At 60.5% G+C, this 22,019-nt stretch carries 21 protein-coding genes; 11 read left to right on the top strand and 10 right to left on the bottom strand.

The window, feature by feature from the left end; genetic code table 11:
• Positions 1–5 precede the first annotated feature (5 nt).
• The 3 genes from galE to modE all read right to left on the bottom strand — a co-directional run bounded on the left by galE (position 6) and on the right by modE (position 3,560).
• On the bottom strand, positions 6–1,022 hold the full coding sequence (gene galE / locus GVK32_RS23960; protein ID WP_041144656.1) for a UDP-glucose 4-epimerase GalE: 1,017 nt from the start codon (positions 1,020–1,022) through the stop codon (positions 6–8).
• Between the two features lie 206 nt (positions 1,023–1,228).
• Positions 1,229–2,704 carry a molybdate ABC transporter ATP-binding protein ModF gene (gene modF / locus GVK32_RS23955; RefSeq protein ID WP_159870700.1) on the bottom strand — a complete coding sequence of 492 codons (1,476 nt, stop codon included), beginning with the start codon at positions 2,702–2,704 and terminating at the stop codon, positions 1,229–1,231.
• 67 nt (positions 2,705–2,771) lie between these two features.
• On the bottom strand, positions 2,772–3,560 hold the full coding sequence (gene modE, locus GVK32_RS23950) for a molybdenum-dependent transcriptional regulator (protein WP_132511664.1): 789 nt from the start codon (positions 3,558–3,560) through the stop codon (positions 2,772–2,774).
• Between the two features lie 152 nt (positions 3,561–3,712).
• Here modE and GVK32_RS23945 point away from each other — a divergent pair, with 152 nt between their 5' ends.
• The 4 genes from GVK32_RS23945 to modC all read left to right on the top strand — a co-directional run bounded on the left by GVK32_RS23945 (position 3,713) and on the right by modC (position 6,525).
• Positions 3,713–3,862, top strand: coding sequence for an AcrZ family multidrug efflux pump-associated protein (locus GVK32_RS23945; protein ID WP_041144659.1), 150 nt, complete (start codon positions 3,713–3,715; stop codon positions 3,860–3,862).
• A gap of 139 nt (positions 3,863–4,001) precedes the next feature.
• The gene (modA, locus tag GVK32_RS23940; protein WP_159870697.1) at positions 4,002–4,778 is read left to right on the top strand and encodes a molybdate ABC transporter substrate-binding protein; all 777 of its coding nucleotides are present in this window, start codon (positions 4,002–4,004) and stop codon (positions 4,776–4,778) included.
• A complete protein-coding gene (gene modB / locus GVK32_RS23935; protein WP_041144661.1) occupies positions 4,775–5,464 on the top strand; it encodes a molybdate ABC transporter permease subunit in 690 nt (229 codons plus the stop codon). Before modA ends, modB begins: the two co-directional genes overlap by 4 nt.
• A 2-nt stretch (positions 5,465–5,466) precedes the next feature.
• Entirely contained in the window at positions 5,467–6,525 is a 1,059-nt protein-coding gene (modC, locus tag GVK32_RS23930) for a molybdenum ABC transporter ATP-binding protein ModC (protein ID WP_159870694.1), read from the top strand.
• On the opposite strand, the gene GVK32_RS23925 is transcribed toward modC, so the two are convergent.
• The gene (locus GVK32_RS23925; RefSeq protein WP_159870691.1) at positions 6,526–7,344 is read right to left on the bottom strand and encodes a pyridoxal phosphatase; all 819 of its coding nucleotides are present in this window, start codon (positions 7,342–7,344) and stop codon (positions 6,526–6,528) included.
• A 173-nt stretch (positions 7,345–7,517) separates the two neighbouring features.
• On the opposite strand from GVK32_RS23925, the gene pgl reads away from it, so the two are divergent.
• Complete coding sequence (gene pgl, locus GVK32_RS23920) at positions 7,518–8,513, top strand: 6-phosphogluconolactonase (RefSeq protein ID WP_159870688.1); 996 nt, start codon at positions 7,518–7,520, stop codon at positions 8,511–8,513.
• A gap of 89 nt (positions 8,514–8,602) precedes the next feature.
• Here the strand turns inward: pgl and GVK32_RS23915 are convergent, their stop codons facing one another.
• From GVK32_RS23915 to GVK32_RS23900, 4 genes are all read right to left on the bottom strand, one after another.
• Positions 8,603–9,406 carry an anti-sigma factor gene (locus GVK32_RS23915; protein WP_159870685.1) on the bottom strand — a complete coding sequence of 268 codons (804 nt, stop codon included), beginning with the start codon at positions 9,404–9,406 and terminating at the stop codon, positions 8,603–8,605.
• Positions 9,403–9,954, bottom strand: coding sequence for an RNA polymerase sigma factor (locus tag GVK32_RS23910; RefSeq protein WP_159870739.1), 552 nt, complete (start codon positions 9,952–9,954; stop codon positions 9,403–9,405). The genes GVK32_RS23915 and GVK32_RS23910 overlap by 4 nt, the downstream gene beginning before the upstream one ends.
• Positions 9,941–10,492, bottom strand: coding sequence for a tetratricopeptide repeat protein (locus GVK32_RS23905; RefSeq protein WP_159870682.1), 552 nt, complete (start codon positions 10,490–10,492; stop codon positions 9,941–9,943). Before GVK32_RS23905 ends, GVK32_RS23910 begins: the two co-directional genes overlap by 14 nt.
• A 215-nt stretch (positions 10,493–10,707) precedes the next feature.
• The gene (locus GVK32_RS23900) at positions 10,708–11,991 is read right to left on the bottom strand and encodes a putative acyl-CoA thioester hydrolase (protein WP_159870679.1); all 1,284 of its coding nucleotides are present in this window, start codon (positions 11,989–11,991) and stop codon (positions 10,708–10,710) included.
• Between the two features lie 275 nt (positions 11,992–12,266).
• Here GVK32_RS23900 and hutI point away from each other — a divergent pair, with 275 nt between their 5' ends.
• The 6 genes from hutI (at position 12,267) to GVK32_RS23870 (ending at position 20,112) form a co-directional block, all read left to right on the top strand.
• On the top strand, positions 12,267–13,526 hold the full coding sequence (gene hutI / locus GVK32_RS23895) for an imidazolonepropionase (RefSeq protein ID WP_200842932.1): 1,260 nt from the start codon (positions 12,267–12,269) through the stop codon (positions 13,524–13,526).
• Complete coding sequence (hutG, locus tag GVK32_RS23890; protein WP_159870673.1) at positions 13,523–14,479, top strand: formimidoylglutamase; 957 nt, start codon at positions 13,523–13,525, stop codon at positions 14,477–14,479. Before hutI ends, hutG begins: the two co-directional genes overlap by 4 nt.
• Before the next feature lie 56 nt (positions 14,480–14,535).
• Positions 14,536–15,261, top strand: coding sequence for a histidine utilization repressor (locus GVK32_RS23885; protein ID WP_045855426.1), 726 nt, complete (start codon positions 14,536–14,538; stop codon positions 15,259–15,261).
• A gap of 142 nt (positions 15,262–15,403) precedes the next feature.
• Positions 15,404–17,089, top strand: a complete 1,686-nt coding sequence (gene hutU / locus GVK32_RS23880; protein WP_045854530.1) for a urocanate hydratase — start codon at positions 15,404–15,406, stop codon at positions 17,087–17,089.
• A 1-nt stretch (position 17,090) separates the two neighbouring features.
• Positions 17,091–18,623 (top strand): histidine ammonia-lyase, encoded by a 1,533-nt coding sequence (gene hutH, locus GVK32_RS23875; protein ID WP_159870670.1) that lies wholly within the window; start codon positions 17,091–17,093, stop codon positions 18,621–18,623.
• A gap of 100 nt (positions 18,624–18,723) precedes the next feature.
• Positions 18,724–20,112 (top strand): amino acid permease, encoded by a 1,389-nt coding sequence (locus tag GVK32_RS23870; RefSeq protein WP_159870667.1) that lies wholly within the window; start codon positions 18,724–18,726, stop codon positions 20,110–20,112.
• Positions 20,113–20,163: 51 nt separating this feature from the next.
• Here the strand turns inward: GVK32_RS23870 and GVK32_RS23865 are convergent, their stop codons facing one another.
• Complete coding sequence (locus tag GVK32_RS23865; RefSeq protein ID WP_159870664.1) at positions 20,164–20,640, bottom strand: kinase inhibitor; 477 nt, start codon at positions 20,638–20,640, stop codon at positions 20,164–20,166.
• 69 nt (positions 20,641–20,709) lie between these two features.
• Positions 20,710–21,999, bottom strand: a complete 1,290-nt coding sequence (bioA, locus tag GVK32_RS23860) for an adenosylmethionine--8-amino-7-oxononanoate transaminase (RefSeq protein ID WP_159870661.1) — start codon at positions 21,997–21,999, stop codon at positions 20,710–20,712.
• Between the last annotated feature and the right edge of the window lie 20 nt (positions 22,000–22,019).

The following is a 22,019-nucleotide window of genomic DNA, read 5'->3' as shown; positions in this document are numbered from 1 at the left end:
GTTCCTTAGTCTGGGTAACCCTGCGGATGACGGGACTGCCAGTGCCAGGTGTCCTGTGCCATCTCGTCAAGGTTGCGCGTGACGCGCCAGTTCAGTTCACGGTCGGCCTTTTCGGCGTCAGCCCAGTAGGCCGGGAGATCGCCTTCACGGCGCGGCGCGAAGTGGTAGTTAATCGGTTTGCCGCAGGCTTTGCTGAAGGCATTAATGACGTCAAGGACGCTGCTGCCCACGCCTGCACCAAGGTTATAAATATGCACGCCTGACTTACCGGCCAGTTTTTCCATCGCCGCAACGTGCCCGTCCGCGAGGTCCATGACGTGGATATAGTCGCGCACGCCGGTGCCATCCTCGGTCGGATAGTCGTTACCGAATACCGCCAGCGATTCGCGACGACCCACCGCCACCTGCGCAATGTACGGCATCAGGTTGTTAGGGATGCCCTGCGGGTCTTCGCCCATATCGCCGGACTGGTGAGCGCCAACCGGGTTGAAGTAGCGCAGCAGCGCAATGCTCCAGTCCGGCTGCGCTTTCTGCAGGTCGGCAAGAATTTGCTCGACCATCAGCTTGCTTTTGCCATACGGGCTTTGCGGTGTGCCGGTCGGGAAGCTTTCAACGTAAGGGATCTTTGGCTGGTCGCCGTAGACGGTGGCGGAGGAGCTGAAAATAAAGTTTTTGACGCCGGCGGCGCGCATGGCGGCAACTAATTTTAATGTGCCGGTCACATTATTGTCGTAGTATTCCAGCGGTTTGGCGACGGATTCGCCGACGGCTTTCAGCCCGGCAAAGTGGATCACCGCCTCAATGGCGTGATCGTGCAGGATCTCGGTCATCAACGCTTCATTGCGGATATCGCCCTCAACAAAGGTCGCTTTTTTCCCGCCAAGACGCTCAATCACCGGCAGCACGCTGCGCTTACTGTTGCAGAGGTTGTCGAGGATAATCACTTCATGCCCCTGCAGCAGCAGCTGCACGCAGGTATGACTTCCAATGTAACCGCTACCACCTGTAACCAATACTTTCATGACTCGCTCCAATAGGCTTATCGTATGTGAAGACGATAGCATATCAAAGAACGAAAAAGTGTGACACAGACCAAATTGGTGGTATCGCTTACACTAAAATACATAAACGCTATATTTAAATAAAAATTATTTTAAAACAGTGAGTTAATTGTTGTTTGTGAACTTTTTCTGAAAAAAATCAGGGATCCGCAGACCCCTGAATTGGTCTATTTTGCCAGCGGACCGATTCGATAAGTGTAATCGTCTCCACCAGGGATGAACTCGAGGCGGTGGGTGATGCAGTCCGGGGCATCCTCGGCGTGGTGGGAGACAAACAGCAGCTGGGTTGCCCCTTCGCTAATCAGCACGTCAACAAAGCGGCGTACCAGCTGGCGGTTAAGAGGGTCGAGCCCCTGCAGCGGCTCGTCGAGGATCAGCAGCGTCGGGTGTTTCACCAGCGCGCGCACAATCAGCGCCAGGCGCTGCTGGCCCCACGACAGGCTGTGGAACGGGGCGTCGGCGGTGCGGCCGTCGATACCCAGAATATCCAGCCAGGTCTGCACCAGCTTGCGCTGCTTATCGGAAACGGCCTGATAGATGCCTATAGAGTCGAAATAGCCCGAAAGAATGACGTTGCGCACGGTGGTGCTGACGCGATACTCCAGGTGCAGGCTGCTGCTGACGTAGCCGATATGTTTTTTGATATCCCAGATGGTTTCGCCGCTGCCGCGACGGCGGCCAAACAGGGTCAGATCGTTACTGTATCCCTGCGGATGATCGCCGGTTATCAGGCTGAGCAGGGTCGATTTCCCGGCGCCGTTAGGCCCGACTATCTGCCAGTGCTCGCCGGGATTTACCTGCCAGCTAAGGTGATTGAGGATTGGCCGGTCGTTATAGGACACCACCCCGTCGTTGAGGATAATGTGCGGCGTATCGGCGAGCAGAGAGTGGCGGGCGGCGGGGGCATCCGGCTCCGGCAGTACGATCCCGTCAAGCTGCTCGCTATGGGCCAGCTGGGCGATCAGCGCCTGCTGCAGCAGGGTCTGCTTCTCCCCGATTCCGCTTAGCGTACAGTCCGCCAGCACGCCGGCAAACTGGACGAAGGCGGGGATCTCGTCGAACCGGTTGAGCACCAGCACGAGGGTGATGCCTTCTCCGTTCAGGGTAGCCAGCAGCTCGGCCAGCTGGTGGCGGGAGGCCACGTCAAGGCCATCGAAGGGCTCATCGAGGATCAGTAAATCCGGCTTCGCCATCAGCGCCTGGCACAGCAGCGTTTTGCGCGTCTCGCCGGTAGAGAGATATTTAAACCGGCGCTGCAGCAGGCCGGAAATGCCAAACAGCCCGGCAAGATGCGCGCAGCGGGCGGCATCTTTATACTCATCCTGAATTATCTCATGCGTAAAGCGGCCGGTATCTTCTTCGCCAGGGCTGAGTAAATCGGTGTTGTTGCGCTGCCATTCGTCGCTGACTAGCTTCTGTAGCTGTTCAAAGGAGAGGCGGGTGATGCGGGTAAAATCACTTTCACGCCGGCCGGAGAGCAGGGTGAGTTCGCCGGATAGCGCGCGGGCCAGCGCGGATTTACCGCTGCCGTTGCTACCGACGAATGCCCAGCTTTCGCCGGCGCCAACGGTGAGGTGTTCAATATTTAACGTTTTTGTGTCGCTCAGGCGGAACGTGCCTTGCGATATTTGCAATGATGACATTGTGTATCCCACTTTTTGCAGCAATATGCTTCAGGGATACGTCTTCAGGCGAGCAATGTCAATCCCGTCAGCACAAGGTGGCAAGAATGATGCGGTCGGCATTGAAATAGGCGATCGCCTCGGCACCCTCAGCCAGCCCTTCGGTCTGCTCCCGCGGCAGGGTCGCGCACAGGTTCTGACCGTCCGGCAGCGCCATCAGCACTTCGCACTGCTCCGGCCCGTATTCAATATGGCCGATCCGTCCCGTCAACTGGTTGTCGGCCTCTGCCGCCACAGTCGGGTCCTGGGTCATACCGACCCACGGCGCTTTCAGCAACACCAGCACCTCCTGGCCTTCATCCAGGCCGAGCCGTTCGGCGCTCCGGGCAGTGATCGCGACTTTTAGGCGGGTTTGGCCGTCGGCCAGCAAAACCTCAACGTGCTGCTGCACCTGCTGATGGTCGCGGCCGGTGATGGTGCCAAACCACTGGTTACGGGCGCTGGTTTGCAGGGAGAAGCGGGAGATGGCGGCGAGCAGGCTGTCGAGGGGCAGCGCGTCGTCGTCGCTCAGGACGTCAAACGCTTTCTGTTGAATCTGCGCCAGCAGGTCGTAAAGCTGAATCAGCCGCTGGCCGTAGCGGGTCAGCACCGCGCCGCCGCCGCCTTTACCGCCGGTGGCGCGGTCAACCAGCGCCTGCTCGCTAAGCTGATTCATTTCGTTAATGGCATCCCACGCGCTTTTATAGCTGATGCCGGCATTTTTCGCGCCCTGGCTAATGGAACCCGTCTGGTCAATCTGCTTTAGCAGGGAGATGCGGCGAGGGTCGGCGAACAGGCGCTGCTGTAATTTCAGGGTGAGGAGAATTTCGGCCTGCATAATAATATCCTGGCAAAAAGGGTATTGTGACCGATAGCGGGCATCTTGCAAGATAGTTCTCTGGCGGTAGCCGGTGAGGCATCGCACAAATGGGGCGTGTTTTTCCTGCTGAAACGGTTACACTTAAGCATTCGTACTTTCTGGAGCCCACTATGTTAGAGCTATTGAAAAGTCTGGTTTTTGCCGTGGTCATGGTCCCGGTGGTGATGGCTATCATCCTCGGTCTGATTTACGGTCTGGGCGAAGTGTTCAACATCTTCTCCGGCGTCGGTCATAAAGATCGCGGCCAGCAAAAAAACTGATTTCCTGACGCCCGGTTCCTCCGGGCGTTTTTTTCTCCCTTCCTTTTGATCCTCATCTGGTTACCACCAATTCGCGCTGGGAAAACCCTGCACACATCGTTATATTGTTTTTTACATAACGCACGCACAGGAGTTTCAGATGGCACGTCAATGGTTACGTTTTTTTGTTGGAGCAACGTTAACGCTCTCCGTCGCCGGGCAGGCGCTGGCAGAAGAGGGAAAGATAACGGTCTTCGCGGCGGCTTCATTAACCAACGCGATGCAGGATATCGCGAAGGTCTATAAGCAGGAGAAAAAGGTTGATGTGGTTTCATCCTTCGCCTCCTCTTCAACGCTGGCACGGCAAATTGAAGCGGGGGCCCCTGCTGACCTGTTTATTTCCGCCGACCAGAAGTGGATGGATTATGCGGTCGAGAAAAAAGCGATTGATACCGCCACGCGCGCAACGCTGCTGGGTAACAGCCTGGTCGTCGTTGCGCCTAAGGCTAGCACGCAAAGTGATATTACCATTAGCAGCAAGACCGACTGGACCAGCCTGCTGAAGGGCGGCCGTCTGGCGGTGGGCGATCCGGAGCACGTGCCGGCCGGGATTTATGCTAAAGAAGCGCTGCAAAAGCTGGGCGCGTGGGATACCTTGTCAGCAAAACTGGCTCCGGCGGAAGACGTGCGCGGGGCGCTGGCGCTGGTTGAACGTGACGAAGCGCCGCTGGGCATTGTTTACGGCTCGGATGCGGTTGCCAGCAAAGGGGTTAAAGTTGTGGGGACCTTCCCGGAAGATTCGCATAAGAAGGTTGAGTATCCGCTGGCCATCGTTGACGGTCATAAAAATGCGACCGTTACCGCATTCTATGACTACCTGAAAGGGCCCGAGGCGTCAGCCATCTTCAAACAATACGGATTTACTACCCGCCAATGATTTTAAGCGATCCCGAATGGCAGGCGGTGCTGCTGAGCCTCAAAGTATCATCCCTGGCGGTGGTGTTTAGCTTACCCTTTGGGATCTTTTTTTCCTGGCTGCTGGTCAGGCGCAGCTTCCCCGGAAAAGCGCTGCTCGACAGCCTTCTCCACCTGCCGCTGGTGCTGCCGCCGGTGGTGGTCGGCTACCTGCTGTTGATTGCAATGGGCAGGCGCGGTTTTATCGGCAGCTGGCTGTATGACTGGTTTGGCCTGACGTTTGCCTTCAGCTGGCGCGGCGCGGTGTTGGCGGCGGCGGTGATGTCGTTTCCCTTAATGGTGCGGGCGATTCGCCTGGCGCTTGAAGGGGTCGATATCAAGCTTGAGCAGGCGGCGCGCACCCTGGGCGCCGGGCGCTGGCGGGTGTTCTTTACCATCACGCTGCCGCTGACGCTGCCGGGCATTATCGTCGGCACCGTGCTGGCCTTCGCCCGCTCGCTGGGCGAGTTTGGCGCGACCATTACCTTCGTTTCCAATATTCCCGGCGAAACGCGCACCATCCCCTCGGCAATGTATACCCTGATCCAAACCCCGGGCGGGGAGGGCGCCGCCGCGCGCTTATGCTTAATTTCCATCGTGCTGGCGCTGATCTCGCTGCTGGTTTCCGAATGGCTGGCGCGCCTCAGCCGCGCGCGGATGGGCAAATAACGATGCTTGAACTCGATTTTACCCAGACGCTGGGAACCCACTGCCTGAACATTCAGGAGACGCTGCCCGCCAGCGGTATTACCGCGGTGTTTGGCGTATCCGGAGCCGGTAAAACCTCGCTTATCAACGCCATCAGCGGCCTGACTCGGCCGCAGAAAGGGCGCATTGTGCTCAACGGCAGGGTGCTGAACGATGTTGAAAAGCGGATCTGCCTGGCGCCGGAAAAACGGCGCATTGGCTATGTTTTCCAGGACGCCCGCCTGTTCCCGCACTACAAAGTGCGCGGCAATTTGCAGTACGGCATGGCGAAGAGTATGGCCGGCCAGTTCGATAAGCTGGTAGCGCTGCTGGGGATTGAGCCGCTGCTCGATCGTCTGCCGGGCGGGCTCTCCGGCGGCGAGAAGCAGAGGGTGGCCATCGGTCGGGCGCTGCTGACCGCCCCCGAGCTGCTGCTGCTCGATGAGCCGCTGGCCTCGCTGGATATTCCGCGCAAGCGCGAGCTGCTGCCCTACCTGCAGCGGCTGGCGCGCGAAATCAACATCCCGATGCTGTACGTCAGCCATTCGCTGGATGAGATCCAGCATCTGGCGGATAAGGTGCTGGTGCTGGAAAACGGCAGCGTGAAGGCGTTTGGCGATCTTGAAGAGGTGTGGAGCAGCAGCGTGATGCACCCGTGGCTGCCGCAGGACCAGCAGAGCACGATACTCACCGTTTCGGTTGTCGCCCAGCATCCGCAGTATGCGATGACCGCCCTGGCCCTCGGCGAGCAGCGGCTGTGGGTTAATCAGCTTGAGCGGCCTGCGGGCGAATCGGCGCGCATTCGCGTTCAGGCCTCCGACGTATCGCTGGTGCTGGAGCAACCGCAGCGGACCAGCATTCGCAATATTTTACGCGCGCAGGTCGTGCAGTGTATTGAAACCAACGGACAGATTGAGGTGCAGCTGGAGGTCAGCGGCCGCACGCTGTGGGCGCGCATCAGCCCGTGGGCCAGAGATGACCTGGGGGTGAAGCCAGGTCAGTGGCTGTATGCGCAAATCAAGAGCGTGTCGATTAGCGCCTGATTACAGCAGGTTGCGGTTGATAAAGTCGGCAATGCTGTTGCTTTCATTCTCGCCAATCACCACGTTCGCACGCGCTTTGACTTCGTCGACCGCGTTACCCATCGCCACGCCGGTACCAGCAGCTTCCAGCATGCTGAGGTCGTTATAGTTGTCGCCGAAGGCCACTACGTCCTGCATTGATAGCCCCTGTGCTTCAACCCACTGCGTCAGGCGCTTGCCCTTGCTGTTGCCGGCGCGGGCGATATCGACCTGATCGTGCCACGACCACTCGCACTCCAGACCCAGCGTCTGGCCGACGTGCTGCGCGAACTGCTGCAGTTTAGGAATGTTTTCGTCGGTGAGGGCGAACTTCCACACCGCCTTCACCTCGCGCGCCGCCTGCGCCAGTGAGTCAACCTGGGTGAAGACCGGGCGCTGCTCCTGGGGCAGCGACTCTGCCCAGCGGGCGGTACGGATGACGTGCCCGGTCGGATGTTCGTAGAGCATGGCGTCGTCGACGTACATCAGGCCGTGAACGTCGTGGTCGGCGAGCATCCTGGTGAGGCTCAGCGCCTTATCGACTGCCATCGGATCGGCCTGCAGAACCTTTTTTGCCTGATAATCATACAAATAAGTGCCATTACAACAAATTGCAGGTGTATCCAAAGCCAGTGCCTGATAAAAAGGATGGATCGCGACGTGATGTCGACCCGTGACGACGATCACCTGATAACCGGCCGCGCGGGCACGAGCCAGCGCCTCAAGCGAGGCGGGCAGGATGGTCTTGCTGGAGGTCAGTAGGGTGCCGTCTAAATCCAGGGCAATCACGCGTGAGGTCATGTGTTGTTTCCGGTTAATGGTGAAAAGTGAGCAGGCCATGATGGTACACCGCTGTGCCTCAGGGGCAAATTTTTCAGCATCTACCGTTAAAAGAGTCTATACATTGCATCGAACCAGCAGTTTGATGAATGAAATGTATAAGTTTTCCACGTGCAGTGAGGAAAGGAGCAGTCATGAAACAAACCGTTTATACCGCCAGCCCGGAAAGCCAGCAGATCCACGTCTGGAGCCTGGATCTTGAGGGAAATCTGACCCTGGTGCAGGTTGTCGACGCCCCGGGCCAGGTGCAGCCGATGGTGGTGAGCCCGAATAAAGAGTATCTCTACGTCGGCGTGCGTCCGGAGTTTCGCGTACTGGCCTACCGCATTGCGCCAGATAACGGGGCGCTGACCTTCGCCGGTGAAGCCGCGCTGCCGGGAAGCCCGACGCATATCTCCACCGACCGGCTGGGCCGCTTTGTGTTCAGCGCCTCGTATAATTCGGGCTGCGTAAGCGTCACTCCGCTGACCGACGGTCTGCCGGGTGAAACGGTGGCGGTCGTTGAAGGCCTGGAAGGCTGCCACTCTGCCAATATCTCTCCGGATAACCGTACGCTGTGGGTACCGGCGCTCAAGCAGGACCGCATCTGTCTGTTTACCCTCAGCGATGACGGTTTCCTGGCCGCACAGGATCCGGCGGAAGTCACCACCGTTGAAGGCGCTGGCCCGCGTCATATGGTGTTCCATCCGAACCAGCAGTACGGCTACTGCGTGAACGAGCTGAACAGCTCCGTTGACGTCTGGGATCTGAAGGATCCGCACGGCAAAATTGAGTGCGTGCAGACGCTGGATATGATGCCTGCCGACTTTACCGGCGTGCGCTGGGCGGCGGATATCCACCTGACCGCCGACGGACGTCATCTCTACGCCTGCGATCGTACCGCCAGCATTATCACCATCTTCAGCGTCTCCGAAGACGGCAGCGTGCTGGCGATTGAAGGCTACCAGCCGACCGAGGCCCAGCCGCGCGGCTTTAACCTCGATCACAGCGGCAAATACCTGATTGCCGCCGGGCAGAAATCCCACCACGTCGCGGTGTATGAAATCAGCGGCGAGCAGGGCCTGCTGCAGGAGAAAGGGCGCTATGCCGTCGGTCAGGGGCCGATGTGGGTCGTTGTTAACGCTCACTAAGCCAAAGTGGCCGATAAAACCTCGCAGCGGCGAGGTTTTTTTATGCGCCGAGCAGACTTAAGTCGGCCTCCGAGCGGGCGGCGCTGCGCTTATGACAGCGCTGCCTGCAGCGTCCGGGCGCTGCTTTGCAGCTCTACGCCGGGGTTGCGGCCAATTAATACGAACTGATATCCCCGATCGTGCCACCAGGCGAGATTCATTCCGTGGCGCTGCTCGCTGCTAATCTCCGCGCTGCCCGACTGGCGTTGCGCAGAGATGCACAGCGCCATGGGGCCATACTCGGCATGCATCCAGGCAATCTGCGCGATGGAGGTGCTGTCGTAGCGCAGCATGCGGACCATTTTAAGCTCCGCGCCCTGCAGCCTGAGCTGATGCTCATTGAGATGCAGGCCAAGATCCTCGGCGGCGCGCGTCAGCCCGCGCTGCAGAAGCTTCGGCGAGCTGTCGAGATCGAGCAGCGTTTCGGCGCTGTAGAGCGACATATAGCGGGCCTCAAGATCGCGAATGTTTTCGCTCTCATCCTGCTCGTCCGCTGCCGGGCGCGCCAGATAGCCGACTCCGCTACCTATCAGCAAAAAGCCGATCGAAGCGGCAATCATTGCGCGGCGGCTAAACGACGGGCGCGGCGCGGGCGTGCGGCTATCCTCGGCCTCTGCCAGCTGCGCGTCGAGCCTTGCCTGCATGCGCTCCAGCGGCGCCTCATCGAGCAAGGGCGCAAAGGCCTGGCGATAGTTCTCATTGCTGCTCATCAGCTCGGCGGTGCGGGCGGCAAGCTGCCCATCGCTCTTGAACGCCGCCTCGAAGCTACGGGCGTCGGCGTCGCTCATCTCACCGTCCAGCCAGGCAACGATGGCTTCATCGTTATAGGGAGGCGTAAAAATTAACGATTTCAAGAGCGTTTCTCCTTCGCTGAGGGCGGGGTAGCTATCGATTTTGCCAGCGTCAGCCTTGCCGCCGCCAGCCGGCTCATAATGGTACCGACCGGCACCGACAGGGTGTCAGCCGCCTCCTGATAGGTAAAGCCTTCGACATACACCAAAAATACGGCATTGCGCTGGGCTTCCTCCAGTGCGCCCACGCGACGCATAATTTGCCGGTACTGCAGGCTATCTTCCGCCATTTCACGGGAATCAGGCGCAACCAGCTCTTCGCTGTCGACGAATCCCTGCCCCATCCGCACGTGGCGCGCGCGCAGCTCTGAAATCCAGATTGAGTGGAGAATAGAAAACAGCCATCTGTCGATACGCGTGCCCGGCGTATACTGCGCGCTCCTTTCGAGCGCGCGTACGCAGGTGGACTGTGCCAGCTCCTCGGCGACATCGCGGCTGCGCGACAGGACCAGCCCGTAGCGCCAAAGGCGGGAGAGATGTGCGGCGAGCTGTGAGCAAACTTCACTGGTTGTGATTTTCTTTCCCTCGTGACGATAATCAGGATTCAGGATGCCCGTTAATGGCCGCCTGCAGATCGCGATACTCCTCGCAGCGCTGGCCGCAGATCCCGGCAATCACCTTCAGCTGCTCCTTCGCGAGATCCGGACGACCTTTTATCATCCATGCTTCCCCCAGATATTCCCGGGCTTTGGCATAGTTCGGCGCCAACGCCAGCGAGCGCTGATAGTAACCGATGCCTTCGTCCGTGCGTCCGAGCTTGCGGGTCGCATAGCCGCGGTAGTTCCAGGACTCGGCCGTATTGCTGTTTTTTAACGAATCCAGCAGGTTCAGCGCCGTCTGGTATTCGCCTTTTTTCGCCAGATGGTAGGCGTAGTTAGTTTTATCCTGGTCGCTGAGGCTGCTGGTTTTCTCCGGCACGCACTGTTTGGTGGCGCTGTCATAAACTTGCCCGCTCGGGCAGTCAGGCGTTTTACTCTCGGTACTATTATCGGCCATAGCAAAAACCGGCGGCACGGACAGGAAAAATAGCAGTGCCGGAACGGCCATGCGGCGCGAGGCGGGGCATAATATGGATGAAAGTACGTTCATTTTAGTCTCCAGAATGGGCGTATGCGCAACCGGGCGCGGCGCCTGGGCGTAGAGCCGAACCGCAGGGGATAAGCGCCATCGTTGTCTTTCATCGTGTAAACGCGCCAGCGGGCGTTTTTATTCGCCTAAAAAACGTCTTTTTTTTGCGCAGTGGAGGCCGGGCAGGACGAGGGGGGAGCAAAGGGGGGAGCGGCTCCCCCCTTTAGGCAGGACGATTATTGCTTCGGCTCAGCGACAACAAAACTTCCCACGCCGCGGTTGTTGTACTCCCACATGCGGTTGAAGCCGTCGTCGTTGAGGTTACGCTGCGCAACGCCTTTGGCGTCTACCGCGCCGGTATTACCGCTGAAGGCGCGGTTAGAGGCTGCTGCATCGGCCCACGGCTTAGCAATATTAAAGCCTTCGTTAATCACGCTATCGCGGATAACCACCTGACCGTTGGTGTTGCTATCAACGTCCAGAGAGCGGCCCAGCTGCGCGACGCCATCGCCGGAAGCGGTGAAGCGGCTGTTGATGGCGAGGAAGCCGTAGGTGACGCTTTTCAGCGTCGCCGGGGCGAAGACGTAGCCCTCTTTCTGCGTGCGGGAATTCACGACGCGGAAATCAGTGTTATCAAAGACAACCGCGCCGCGGCCGGCAACGATATCGACATCGCCTTCAATATAGCTGTTGCTGACCAGCGTGCGGGTCTGACGATCGTTCTGCAGACGGTTCTGCACGCCGCTGTTGGTCACGAAGAAGGTGTTCTGGCGGCCGAGAATATTGACGTTGTTAATCTGCACCTGGTCGCCATCGCTGCGCAGCGCGACGGCCTGGTGGGTGCCGGCATCAACGCTATCGCCGAGGTTGTTAGCGATGGTCAGGTTCTGCAGCTGCAGGCCGTTATTCTGCGACCAGAAGACCGCAGAGCACATCACGCCGACGGTGGCAGTACGCTTGCTCTGGCAGCTGTCGAACATATACCACGCCGGTTTGCCTGGCATATATTTTCCGGCCGGATTGACCAGATGACGCCAGCTGGTGACGTCCATTTCCGAATCGATCGCCTGGCTAATTTTCACATCCAGCGGCTTCTCGCCGGTACCGTAGAGGGTCAGCGCACCGGGGGCGGCCGGGACATACACGGTACCGGTATATTCACCCGGCATAATCGCAATGAACTGACGGCGGTCGGAGTGACGGGCAATTGCCGCATCGACGGCGGCCTGGATCGTGGTGTGGGTTACGCCCTGAGTCCCCGCAGGCCCGACGACGAAGTCAGGCTGGGCCGGCGCGGCAATGGCCGCCGGCGTCCACGCCGCGGCGTTCGGATTGAGCGACTGGAAATAGCTCACCGGCAGGAAATTCTTCGCTTCATCGGCGCTTAAAACGGGGCGAGAGGCGGTGCCTGGCGCTGCCTGGGTCGAGGGTTGCTGATCCGCAGGGGTTGAGCTGCAGGCGGATAACGTCACGCCGAAGGCCAGCGCCAGCGTCAGTCGGGAAACTGAAAATGTGTTCATGTTGCTCCGGGCAAGAATCAATTAGCTATACCCGCCATACTTCAAGCCGCTTCTTTGCTGGCAACGTACGCCTGCCACCTCGATACGGGCCGAATTATTTGGGGTGTGTGAATAGATAAGCTCTTTAAAACCTGCTTTTTTATACTAAGTTGAGCAAAACGGGAAGACGCTGGGCTAAAAAGTTAGCGTTATGCTGTTTTGCACCCGCAGGCGGGGCCGTTCGTAGTCACAAAAAAATAACAATTATCCCTGCTTTTATTGACATTCTCGGTGGAATGAAAATAAATGTCTATACAACCCATGACAAGTTGACCGCTATGACTGAAGCCACTTCCGATCTCGTTATCTGGCGAAACGCCCGCCTCGCCACGTTGAACCCACAGGACTCGCGGCCTTATGGCCTGCTGGATCGCCACGCGCTGCTGGTGCGCAACGGGCGGATTGAGGCCGTGATCCCCGAAAGCGACGCCCCGGCCGGGCGCAGCGTTGACCTTGGCGGCAGGCTGGTGACGCCGGGGCTGATTGATTGCCATACCCACCTGATCTTCGGCGGCAGCCGGGCGCAGGAGTGGGAGCAGCGGCTCAACGGCGTCTCTTACCAGACCATCAGCGCTAACGGCGGCGGCATTAATTCGACGGTGCGCGCCACCCGCGAGAGCAGCGAAGCGCAGCTGCTGGCGCTGGCGCAGCAGCGCCTCGATCGCCTGCTGCGTGAAGGGGTCACGACGGTTGAAATTAAGTCCGGCTACGGGCTGGATCTGGAAAGCGAACGCAAGATGCTGCGCGTGGCGCGACGGCTGAGCGAAAGCAATGCGTTTGAGCTGTCGGCCACGCTGCTCTCCGCCCACGCGACGCCTCCGGAGTATAAAGGTGACCCCGACGGCTATATCACCCTGGTCTGCGAAACCCTGCTGCCGACGCTGTGGGAAGAGGGGCTGTTTGAAAGCGTCGACGTGTTCTGTGAAAACGTCGGCTTCAGCCCGCAGCAGACCGAGCGGGTGTTCCAGGCGGCGCAGGCGCGTGGAATTCCGGTTAAGGGCCACGTCGAACAGCTCTCCTCCCTCGGCGGTGCCCAGCTGGTGAGCTGCTATCGCGGGCTCTCTGCCGACCATATCGAATATCTGACGGAAGAGGGCGTGGCGGCGATGAGCCGCAGCGGGACGGTCGCAGTGCTGCTGCCCGGCGCGTTCTATTTCCTCAACGAGACCCGCCGACCGCCGGTAGAGCTGCTGCGACAGTATCAGGTCCCGATGGCGGTGGCGACGGACTACAACCCGGGCACCAGCCCCTTTGCCAGCCTGCATCTGGCGATGAATATGGCCTGCGTCAAGTTTGGCCTGACGCCGGAGGAGGCGTGGGCCGGCGTGACCCGCCACGCGGCGAGGGCGCTGGGGCGTCAGGCGAGCCACGGCCAGCTGGCGGCGGGATTCGTCGCCGATTTTGCCATCTGGGACGCCGAACATCCGGTAGAGATGGTGTATGAACCGGGGCGCAGTCCACTCTGGCATCGCGTGGTACGAGGAGAGATGCAATGAAGCTGTGGCAACCGACGCCCGCCGGGCTGTGGCAAGGGCGCGACGACAGCGGCGAAGCCGCCAACGCGCTGCGCCTGTTTCAAACGATAGCGCGGGTGGAGCGTTTCGCCCCCGACGAGCAGCCGGGCGAGATTGCGCTGCTGGGCTTTGCCTGCGATGAGGGCGTACGGCGCAACCTCGGGCGCACCGGAGCGGAAAAGGGGCCCGAAACGCTGCGGCGGGCGCTGGCGAATATGGCCAGCCACGGCGGCCACGAGCGCTGCGTGGATATGGGCACCGTTAGCGTGATGGGCGAGGCGCTGGAGGAGGCTCAGCAGGCGCTGCGCGAGGCGGTGGCCGCCTGCCAGCGTGCCGGCAAACGCACCCTGGTGCTGGGCGGGGGTCACGAAACGGCCTTTGGCCACGGCGCCGGCGTGCTGGACGCGTTCCCCGGCCAAAAGGTCGGTATTATCAACCTCGACGCGCATCTCGATTTACGCTTTGCCGAACGGGCCAGCTCGGGGACGCCGTTCCGCCAGCTGGCGCTGGAGTGCGAGGCGCAGGGGCGCGGCTTTCACTACGCCTGCATCGGCGCCAGCCGCGCGGCGAATACCCAGGCCCTGTGGGATGAAGCGGCGCGTCGCGAGGTGCGGGTCATTGAGGATCTGGACGTTCTGCAGGCCTATGAGGAACGAGTTGCGCCGGAAATCGTGCGCCAAATCGCCCTCTACGATCGCCTCTACCTGACCATCGACCTTGACGTTATGCCGGCCCGCGAAATGCCGGCGGTCTCGGCGCCCGCGGCGCTGGGCGTGCCGCTGACCACGTTGCTGCGCATCGTTGAGCCGCTGTGCCGCAGCGGCAAGCTACAGGCAGTGGATCTGGTGGAGTTTAATCCGCAATTTGACATCGATAGCCAGGGTGCCCGCACGGCGGCCCGGCTGGCATGGCAAATCGCCCATTGGTGGCGCTGACGATTCAGTATATTCTGATCGTTTCGCCGCCCATTGAGAATAAGGAAAGCCAGGCTATGTTTTCACAGCAATCTCGCTCCGCGCCGGCACCGTTCTATGAAAAGGTGAAGCAGGCGATCAGCGAAAAGATCCAAAGCGGCGTCTGGCGCCCGCACGATCGCATCCCTTCGGAAGCAGAGCTGGTGGCGCAGTTTGGTTTTAGCCGTATGACCATCAATCGCGCGCTTCGCGAGCTTACCGACGAAGGCCTGCTGGTGCGCCTGCAGGGCGTGGGGACCTTCGTGGCGGAGCCGAAAGGACAGTCGGCGCTGTTTGAAGTCCGCAGCATCGCCGATGAAATCGTCTCCCGCCACCACCACCACCGCTGTGAGGTGCTGCTGCTGGAGGAGACCCGGGCCGACCTTATCCAGGCGGCGGCGCTCAACGTCGCCGAAGGCACGCGGATATTTCACTCCCTGATGGTGCATTTCGAAAACGACGTACCGGTACAAATTGAGGACCGCTGCGTCAACGCCACCGTGGTGCCGGACTATTTGCGCCAGGACTACACCGCCACCACGCCGCACGACTACCTGTCGCTGATTGCCCCGCTAACCGAGGGGGAGCATATTGTCGAAGCGGTGCAGGCGAGCGCGAAGGAGTGCGAGCTGCTACACATTCATGCCCAGGATCCCTGCCTGATGATTCGCCGCCGCACCTGGTCGACGACGCATATTGTTTCCCACGCCCGCCTGCTGTTTCCCGGCAGCCGCTATCGCCTGCAGGGGCGCTTCGGCTCCTGATCCTCAGCGCGTCGGCAAAAGCGTGATTGCTGACGCAATATAACAAAATTGTATCATTTCTGTTAAATCCTGGCTTGCGTAGGGTTGTATAGACAAGTATATGTATCTACGTAAACAACGTTAATAGTCAGGAGAAACCCCGATGTCGCAAAGCAAATACCGCCAGTTGGACGTACGTGCACCGCGAGGCACGACGCTGAGTGCGAAGAGCTGGCTGACCGAAGCACCGCTGCGTATGTTAATGAATAACCTCGATCCGGACGTCGCCGAAAACCCGCACGAGCTGGTGGTTTACGGCGGCATTGGACGCGCGGCGCGTAACTGGGAATGCTATGACGCTATCGTGAAGGCGCTGAAAAACCTGGAAAACGATGAGACCCTGCTGGTGCAGTCCGGCAAGCCGGTGGGCGTATTTAAAACCCATGAAAACTCACCCCGCGTGCTGATCGCCAACTCTAACCTGGTCCCGCACTGGGCGACCTGGGAACACTTCAACGAACTCGACGCCAAAGGTCTGGCCATGTACGGCCAGATGACCGCCGGAAGCTGGATTTATATCGGCAGCCAGGGCATCGTGCAGGGCACCTACGAAACCTTCGTCGAAGCCGGCCGCCAGCACTATGAGGGCAGCCTGAAAGGCCGCTGGGTGCTCACTGCCGGTTTGGGCGGCATGGGCGGCGCGCAGCCGCTGGCCGCGACCCTGGCGGGCGCCTGCTCGCTGAACATTGAGTGCCAGCAGAGCCGTATCGATTTCCGTCTGCGTACCCGCTACGTTGACGAACAGGCGACGTCGCTGGATGATGCGCTGGCCCGCATCAAGAAATATACCGCCGAAGGCCGCGCCGTCTCTATCGCGCTGTGCGGCAACGCCGCCGACATCGTGCCGGAAATGGTAAAACGCGGCGTGCGCCCGGACATGGTCACCGACCAGACCAGCGCCCACGACCCGCTGCACGGCTATCTGCCGAAAGGCTGGAGCTGGGAAGAGTATCAGGAAAAAGCGGTCTCCGACCCGCAGGGCACCATTCAGGCCGCCAAACGCTCGATGGCCGACCACGTTCAGGCCATGCTGGCCTTCCATGAGATGGGCATTCCGACCTTCGACTACGGCAACAATATTCGCCAGATGGCCCAGGAAATGGGCGTCGACAAGGCCTTCGACTTCCCTGGCTTCGTTCCCGCCTATATTCGCCCGCTGTTCTGCCGCGGTATCGGCCCGTTCCGCTGGGTGGCGCTCTCCGGCGACCCGCAGGATATTTATAAGACCGATGCCAAAGTGAAAGAGATCGTCAAAGACGACAAGCATCTGCACCACTGGCTGGATATGGCGCGCGAGCGCATCAGCTTCCAGGGCCTGCCGGCGCGTATCTGCTGGGTTGGCCTCGAGTGGCGGCAGAAGCTGGGCCTGGCCTTTAACGAAATGGTCCGCAGCGGCGAAGTTTCCGCGCCGATCGTTATCGGTCGCGACCACCTGGATTCCGGATCGGTTGCCAGCCCGAACCGTGAAACCGAATCGATGCGCGATGGCTCCGACGCGGTGTCCGACTGGCCGCTGCTTAACGCCTTGCTGAATACGGCCAGCGGCGCGACCTGGGTCTCTCTGCACCACGGCGGCGGCGTTGGAATGGGCTTCTCTCAGCACTCCGGAATGGTTATCGTCTGCGACGGAACCGACGAAGCGGCCGCGCGAATTGCTCGCGTTCTGCATAACGACCCGGCAACCGGCGTGATGCGTCACGCGGATGCGGGCTATGAGATTGCGATTGAATGCGCAGCGGAACAAGGACTGAATCTTCCTATGGTGTCAGCAACGCAGGGGCAACGCTGAAATGAAAACTTTAACTCTTATTCCCGGCCAGCTGAGCCTGACGCAACTGCGCGATATCTATAGCCACCCGCTGAACGTCGTGCTCGACGAGCGCGCCTTTGCGGCGATTGACGAGAGCGTGGCCTGCGTCAACGCGATCCTCGCGGAAGGGCGCACCGCTTACGGCATCAATACCGGTTTTGGCCTGCTGGCGCAAACCCGAATCTCGACCGAAGATCTCGAAAACCTCCAGCGCTCGCTGGTGCTCTCCCACGCCGCCGGTATCGGCGAGCCGCTGGATGAGGCGATGGCGCGCCTGATCATGGTGCTGAAGATTAACAGCCTCTCCCGCGGCTTTTCCGGCATTCGTCTGAGCGTGATCCAGGCGCTGGCGGAGCTGGTGAACAAAGGCGTTACGCCGTGGATCCCGGCGAAAGGCTCGGTGGGGGCATCCGGCGACCTGGCGCCGCTGGCGCATATGTCGCTGACGCTACTTGGGGAAGGGAAAGCCCGCTGGCAGGGTGAGTGGATGCCGGCCGCGCAGGCGCTGGAAAAAGCCGGACTCAGGCCGATTACCCTGGCGGCGAAAGAGGGGCTGGCGCTGCTTAACGGCACCCAGGCTTCGACGGCGTTCGCGCTGCGCGGCCTGTTTGAAGCCGAAGACCTGTTTACCTCCGCGGTGGTGTGCGGCGCGCTAACCACCGAAGCGGCGCTGGGCTCGCGTCGTCCGTTTGACTCGCGTATCCACGAGGCTCGCGGCCAGCGCGGGCAGATTGATGCCGCCGCGCTCTATCGCCACGTACTGACCGACGACAGCGCGATTTCTCAGTCGCACCACGGCTGCACCAAGGTGCAGGACCCGTACTCTCTGCGCTGTCAGCCGCAGGTGATGGGCGCCTGCCTGACGCAGATCCGTCAGGCGGCGGAAGTGCTGTTGGTTGAAGCCAACGCGGTCTCCGACAACCCGCTGGTGTTCGCCAGCGAGAATGAGGTGATTTCCGGCGGCAACTTCCACGCCGAACCGGTGGCGATGGCGGCGGACAATATCGCCCTGGCAATTGCCGAAATCGGCTCGCTGTCCGAGCGCCGCATCGCGCTGATGATGGACAGCCATATGTCGCAGCTGCCGCCGTTCCTCGTGAAAAACGGCGGCGTCAACTCCGGCTTTATGATTGCCCAGGTGACCGCAGCGGCGTTAGCCAGCGAAAACAAAGCGCTTTCGCACCCGCATAGCGTTGATAGCCTGCCGACCTCCGCGAACCAGGAGGATCACGTTTCGATGGCGCCTGCCGCCGGTCGTCGCCTGTGGGCGATGGCGGAAAACACCCGCGGCGTGCTGGCCGTCGAGTGGCTGGCCTCCGTTCAGGGGCTGGATATGCGCGAGGGTCTTACCAGCAGCCCGCTGCTGGAAAAGGCGCGTCATCTGCTGCGCGAACGCGTGCCGCACTACACCGAAGACCGCTTCTTCGCGCCGGATATTGAACACGCTATTGAGCTATTGGCCGCGCGTCACCTGACGCGACTGCTGCCTGCCGTACTGCCCGAACACCACTAACCATTCGCTGTTCTCTGTACCCGCGTCGGGGGGATGCCTTCCCCCCGACCGTCCTACACGCATATTTGTCGTCGTATAAAAATTATCAGGACACTTGCATATGCAACAACAATCGCAACAAAAGCCACATCTGCTGCGCGGGCTGAACGCTCGCCATATTCGCTTTATCGCGCTCGGTTCCGCCATCGGCACCGGGCTGTTCTACGGGTCGGCCGCCGCCATCAAGGCCGCCGGTCCGGCGGTGCTGCTGGCCTATCTTATCGGCGGTGCGGCGGTCTTTATCGTCATGCGTGCGCTGGGGGAAATGGCGGTGCGCAACCCCGTCTCCGGATCCTTCGGCAGCTACGCGCGCCAGTATCTTGGCCCGCTGGCCGGGTTTATCACCGGCTGGACCTACACCTTCGAAATGGTCATTGTGGCCCTCGCCGACGTGACCGCGTTTGGGATCTATATGGGGCTGTGGTATCCCGACGTCCCGCGCTGGATCTGGGTGCTGAGCATTATCTTTTTCATCGGCGCGATGAACCTGTGTCACGTGCGAATTTTTGGCGAGATGGAGTTTTGGCTCTCGCTGGTTAAGGTGGTGGCCATTATTGCGATGATCGTGGCGGGCGGTGCCATCATCTTCTTTGGCTTTGGCAACGCGTTTCCGGCGACGGGGCTGGAGAATCTGTGGAGCCACGGCGGCTTTGCGCCGAACGGCTGGCAGGGGATTATCGCTTCACTGGGGATTGTGATGTTTGCCTTCGGCGGGGTCGAAATCATTGGCGTCACCGCCGCAGAGGCGCAGGACCCGAAAAAGGTTATTCCGCAGGCAATCAATACCATCCCGCTGCGTATAGTGCTGTTCTACGTCTGCACGCTGGCGATCCTGATGGCTATTTTCCCGTGGAACAGCTTTGGCGAGCAGGGCAGCCCGTTCGTGCTGATCTTCAGCGGCCTGGGTATTCCGGCGGCGGCGACAATCCTCAATATTATCGTCATTAGCGCCAGTATTTCGGCCATCAACAGCGATATATTTGGCGCGGGCCGCATGATGTACGGCATGGCGAAAGAGGGCATGGCGCCGAAAAGCTTCCAGCGCATCGCCAGCAACGGCGTGCCGTGGATGACGGTGGTGGTGATGGGCGTGGCGCTGCTGGCGGCGGTGGTGCTGAACTACCTGATGCCGGAGCAGATCTTCGTGCTCATCGCCTCGCTGGCGGCGTTTGCCACGGTGTGGGTCTGGCTGATGATCCTGCTGGCCCACTTTGCGATGCGCCGCGGCCTGTCGGCGGAGGAGCGGCGTAATATCGCGTTCCCGGTGCCGTTCTGGCCGGTTGCGCCGCTGCTGACCCTGCTGTTCATGGGGCTGGTGATTGCGGTGCTGGGAATGGTGGAAGAGACGCGGATTGCGCTGATCGCCGGCCTGGTCTGGCTGGGGCTGCTGACGGTGGTATGGTATACGCGAGCGCGTAAAAACGCGGTCGTCGCGGTGACGGAGCAGTAATCAGATAGGCCCGGGTCAGGCGTGAGCGCTGACCCGGGGAAGCGCCGAGTTTTAGCTAAACAGGGCGGTTATTGAGGCGCTGCCGAGGCTGTGGAAATGGACGTTAAAACCGACCATCGCGCCGCTTGCGCCTTCATCGACCTCAATTTTATCAACGTCCAGCGCGTGCACCGTAAAGATGTAGCGATGGCTTTCACCCTTCGGCGGCGCCGCGCCGCCGTAGCCCGTCTGGCCGAAATCGGTGCGGGTCTGAACCGCCTCTTCGGGCAGCGGCGCCAGGCCGGAACCGACACCCTGGGGCAGCACGCGCGTATCTGCAGGGAGATTCGCCACAATCCAGTGCCACCAGCCGGAGCCGGTCGGCGCGTCGGGGTCGTAGCAGGTCACCACAAAGCTTTTGCAGCCCGCCGGCACATCATCCCACGTCAGATGCGGTGAAATATTGTCCCCCGCGTAGCCCATACCGTTGAATACATGGCGGTTGGGCATCTTCTCGCCATCCTGCAAATCATGACTGATGAGTTTCATCGTCTCTCCTCAAGTTAATCGCCTGATTGGCAAAGAAGTGTAGCGCGCGGGGCGCAGCATTACCGTCTCTTAATCGCTAAAAAATGTTTCTTCCAGCACCGCGGCGTTAACCGCCCGGGTCAGGCGCGTCAGCTGTTCGGCGCTAATGATATACGGCGGCATCAGGTAGATAAGCTTGCCGAACGGGCGCACCCACACGCCCTGCTCCACGAAGAAGCGCTGCAGGGCGGCCATGTTCACTGGACGGTGGGTTTCCACTACCCCAATCGCGCCGAGCACGCGCACGTCGGCCACCAGCCCGGAGTCGCGCGCCGGCGCCAGCTCGGCCTTAAGCTGCGCTTCGATGGCGGCGACCTGGGTCTGCCACTCGCCGCTTGCCAGCAGGCTCAGGCTCTCTGCGGCCACCGCGCAGGCCAGCGGGTTGCCCATAAAGGTCGGGCCGTGCATAAAGCAGCCGGCCTCGCCGTTGCTGATGGTTTCCGCGACCGTACGGGTGGCCAGCGTCGCGGAGAGCGTCATGGTCCCACCGGTCAGCGCTTTGCCGAGGCACAGTATATCCGGTGCGATGCCCGCATGTTCGCAGGCAAACAGCTTACCGGTACGGCCAAAGCCGGTGGCAATCTCATCGGCAATCAGCAGGATACTTTCGCGATCGCACATCTTACGGATGCGCCTTAACCACTCCGGATGGTACATCCGCATTCCGCCAGCGCCCTGCACGATGGGTTCGAGGATCACCGCGGCAATTTCATGGCGATGGGCGGCCATCAGGCGGGCAAAGGGCACCATGTCGAGTTCGTCCCACTCGCCGTCAAAGCGGCTTTGCGGCGCCGGCGCGAACAGGTTGTCCGGCAGATAGCCCTGCCACAGGCTGTGCATGGAGTTGTCCGGATCGCACACCGACATCGCGCCGAAGGTGTCGCCGTGATAGCCGTTGCGGAAGGTGAGAAAACGCCGGCGCGGTTCGCCCTTTGCCTGCCAGTACTGCAGAGCCATTTTCATCGCCACTTCGACCGCCACGGAGCCGGAGTCGGCAAGGAACACGCACTCCAGTGATGGCGGCGTCATCGCCACCAGCTGGCGGCAGAGCGCGACCGCCGAGGGGTGGGTTATGCCGCCAAACATCACATGCGACATCTGGTCGATCTGCGCTTTCATCGCCGCATTCAGCCGCGGATGGTTGTAGCCGTGGATCGCCGCCCACCATGACGACATGCCGTCAATCAGCCGTTCGCCGCCGGCCAGTGAAAGCTCGCAGCCGTGGGCGGATTCCACCGGGTAAACCGGCAGGGGAGAGGTCATGGAAGTGTAGGGGTGCCAGATGTGGCGCCGATCGAAGGCGAGATCGTCCATTGTCATAAGCGACTTGTAAACCATTT

The sequence above is a fragment of the Klebsiella sp. 18074 genome (assembly GCF_902705905.1).
GTDB classification, from domain to species: domain Bacteria; phylum Pseudomonadota; class Gammaproteobacteria; order Enterobacterales; family Enterobacteriaceae; genus Klebsiella; species Klebsiella terrigena.
The sequence above is the reverse complement of the archived record's forward strand: the minus strand, read 5'-3'. Positions and strand labels throughout refer to the sequence as shown.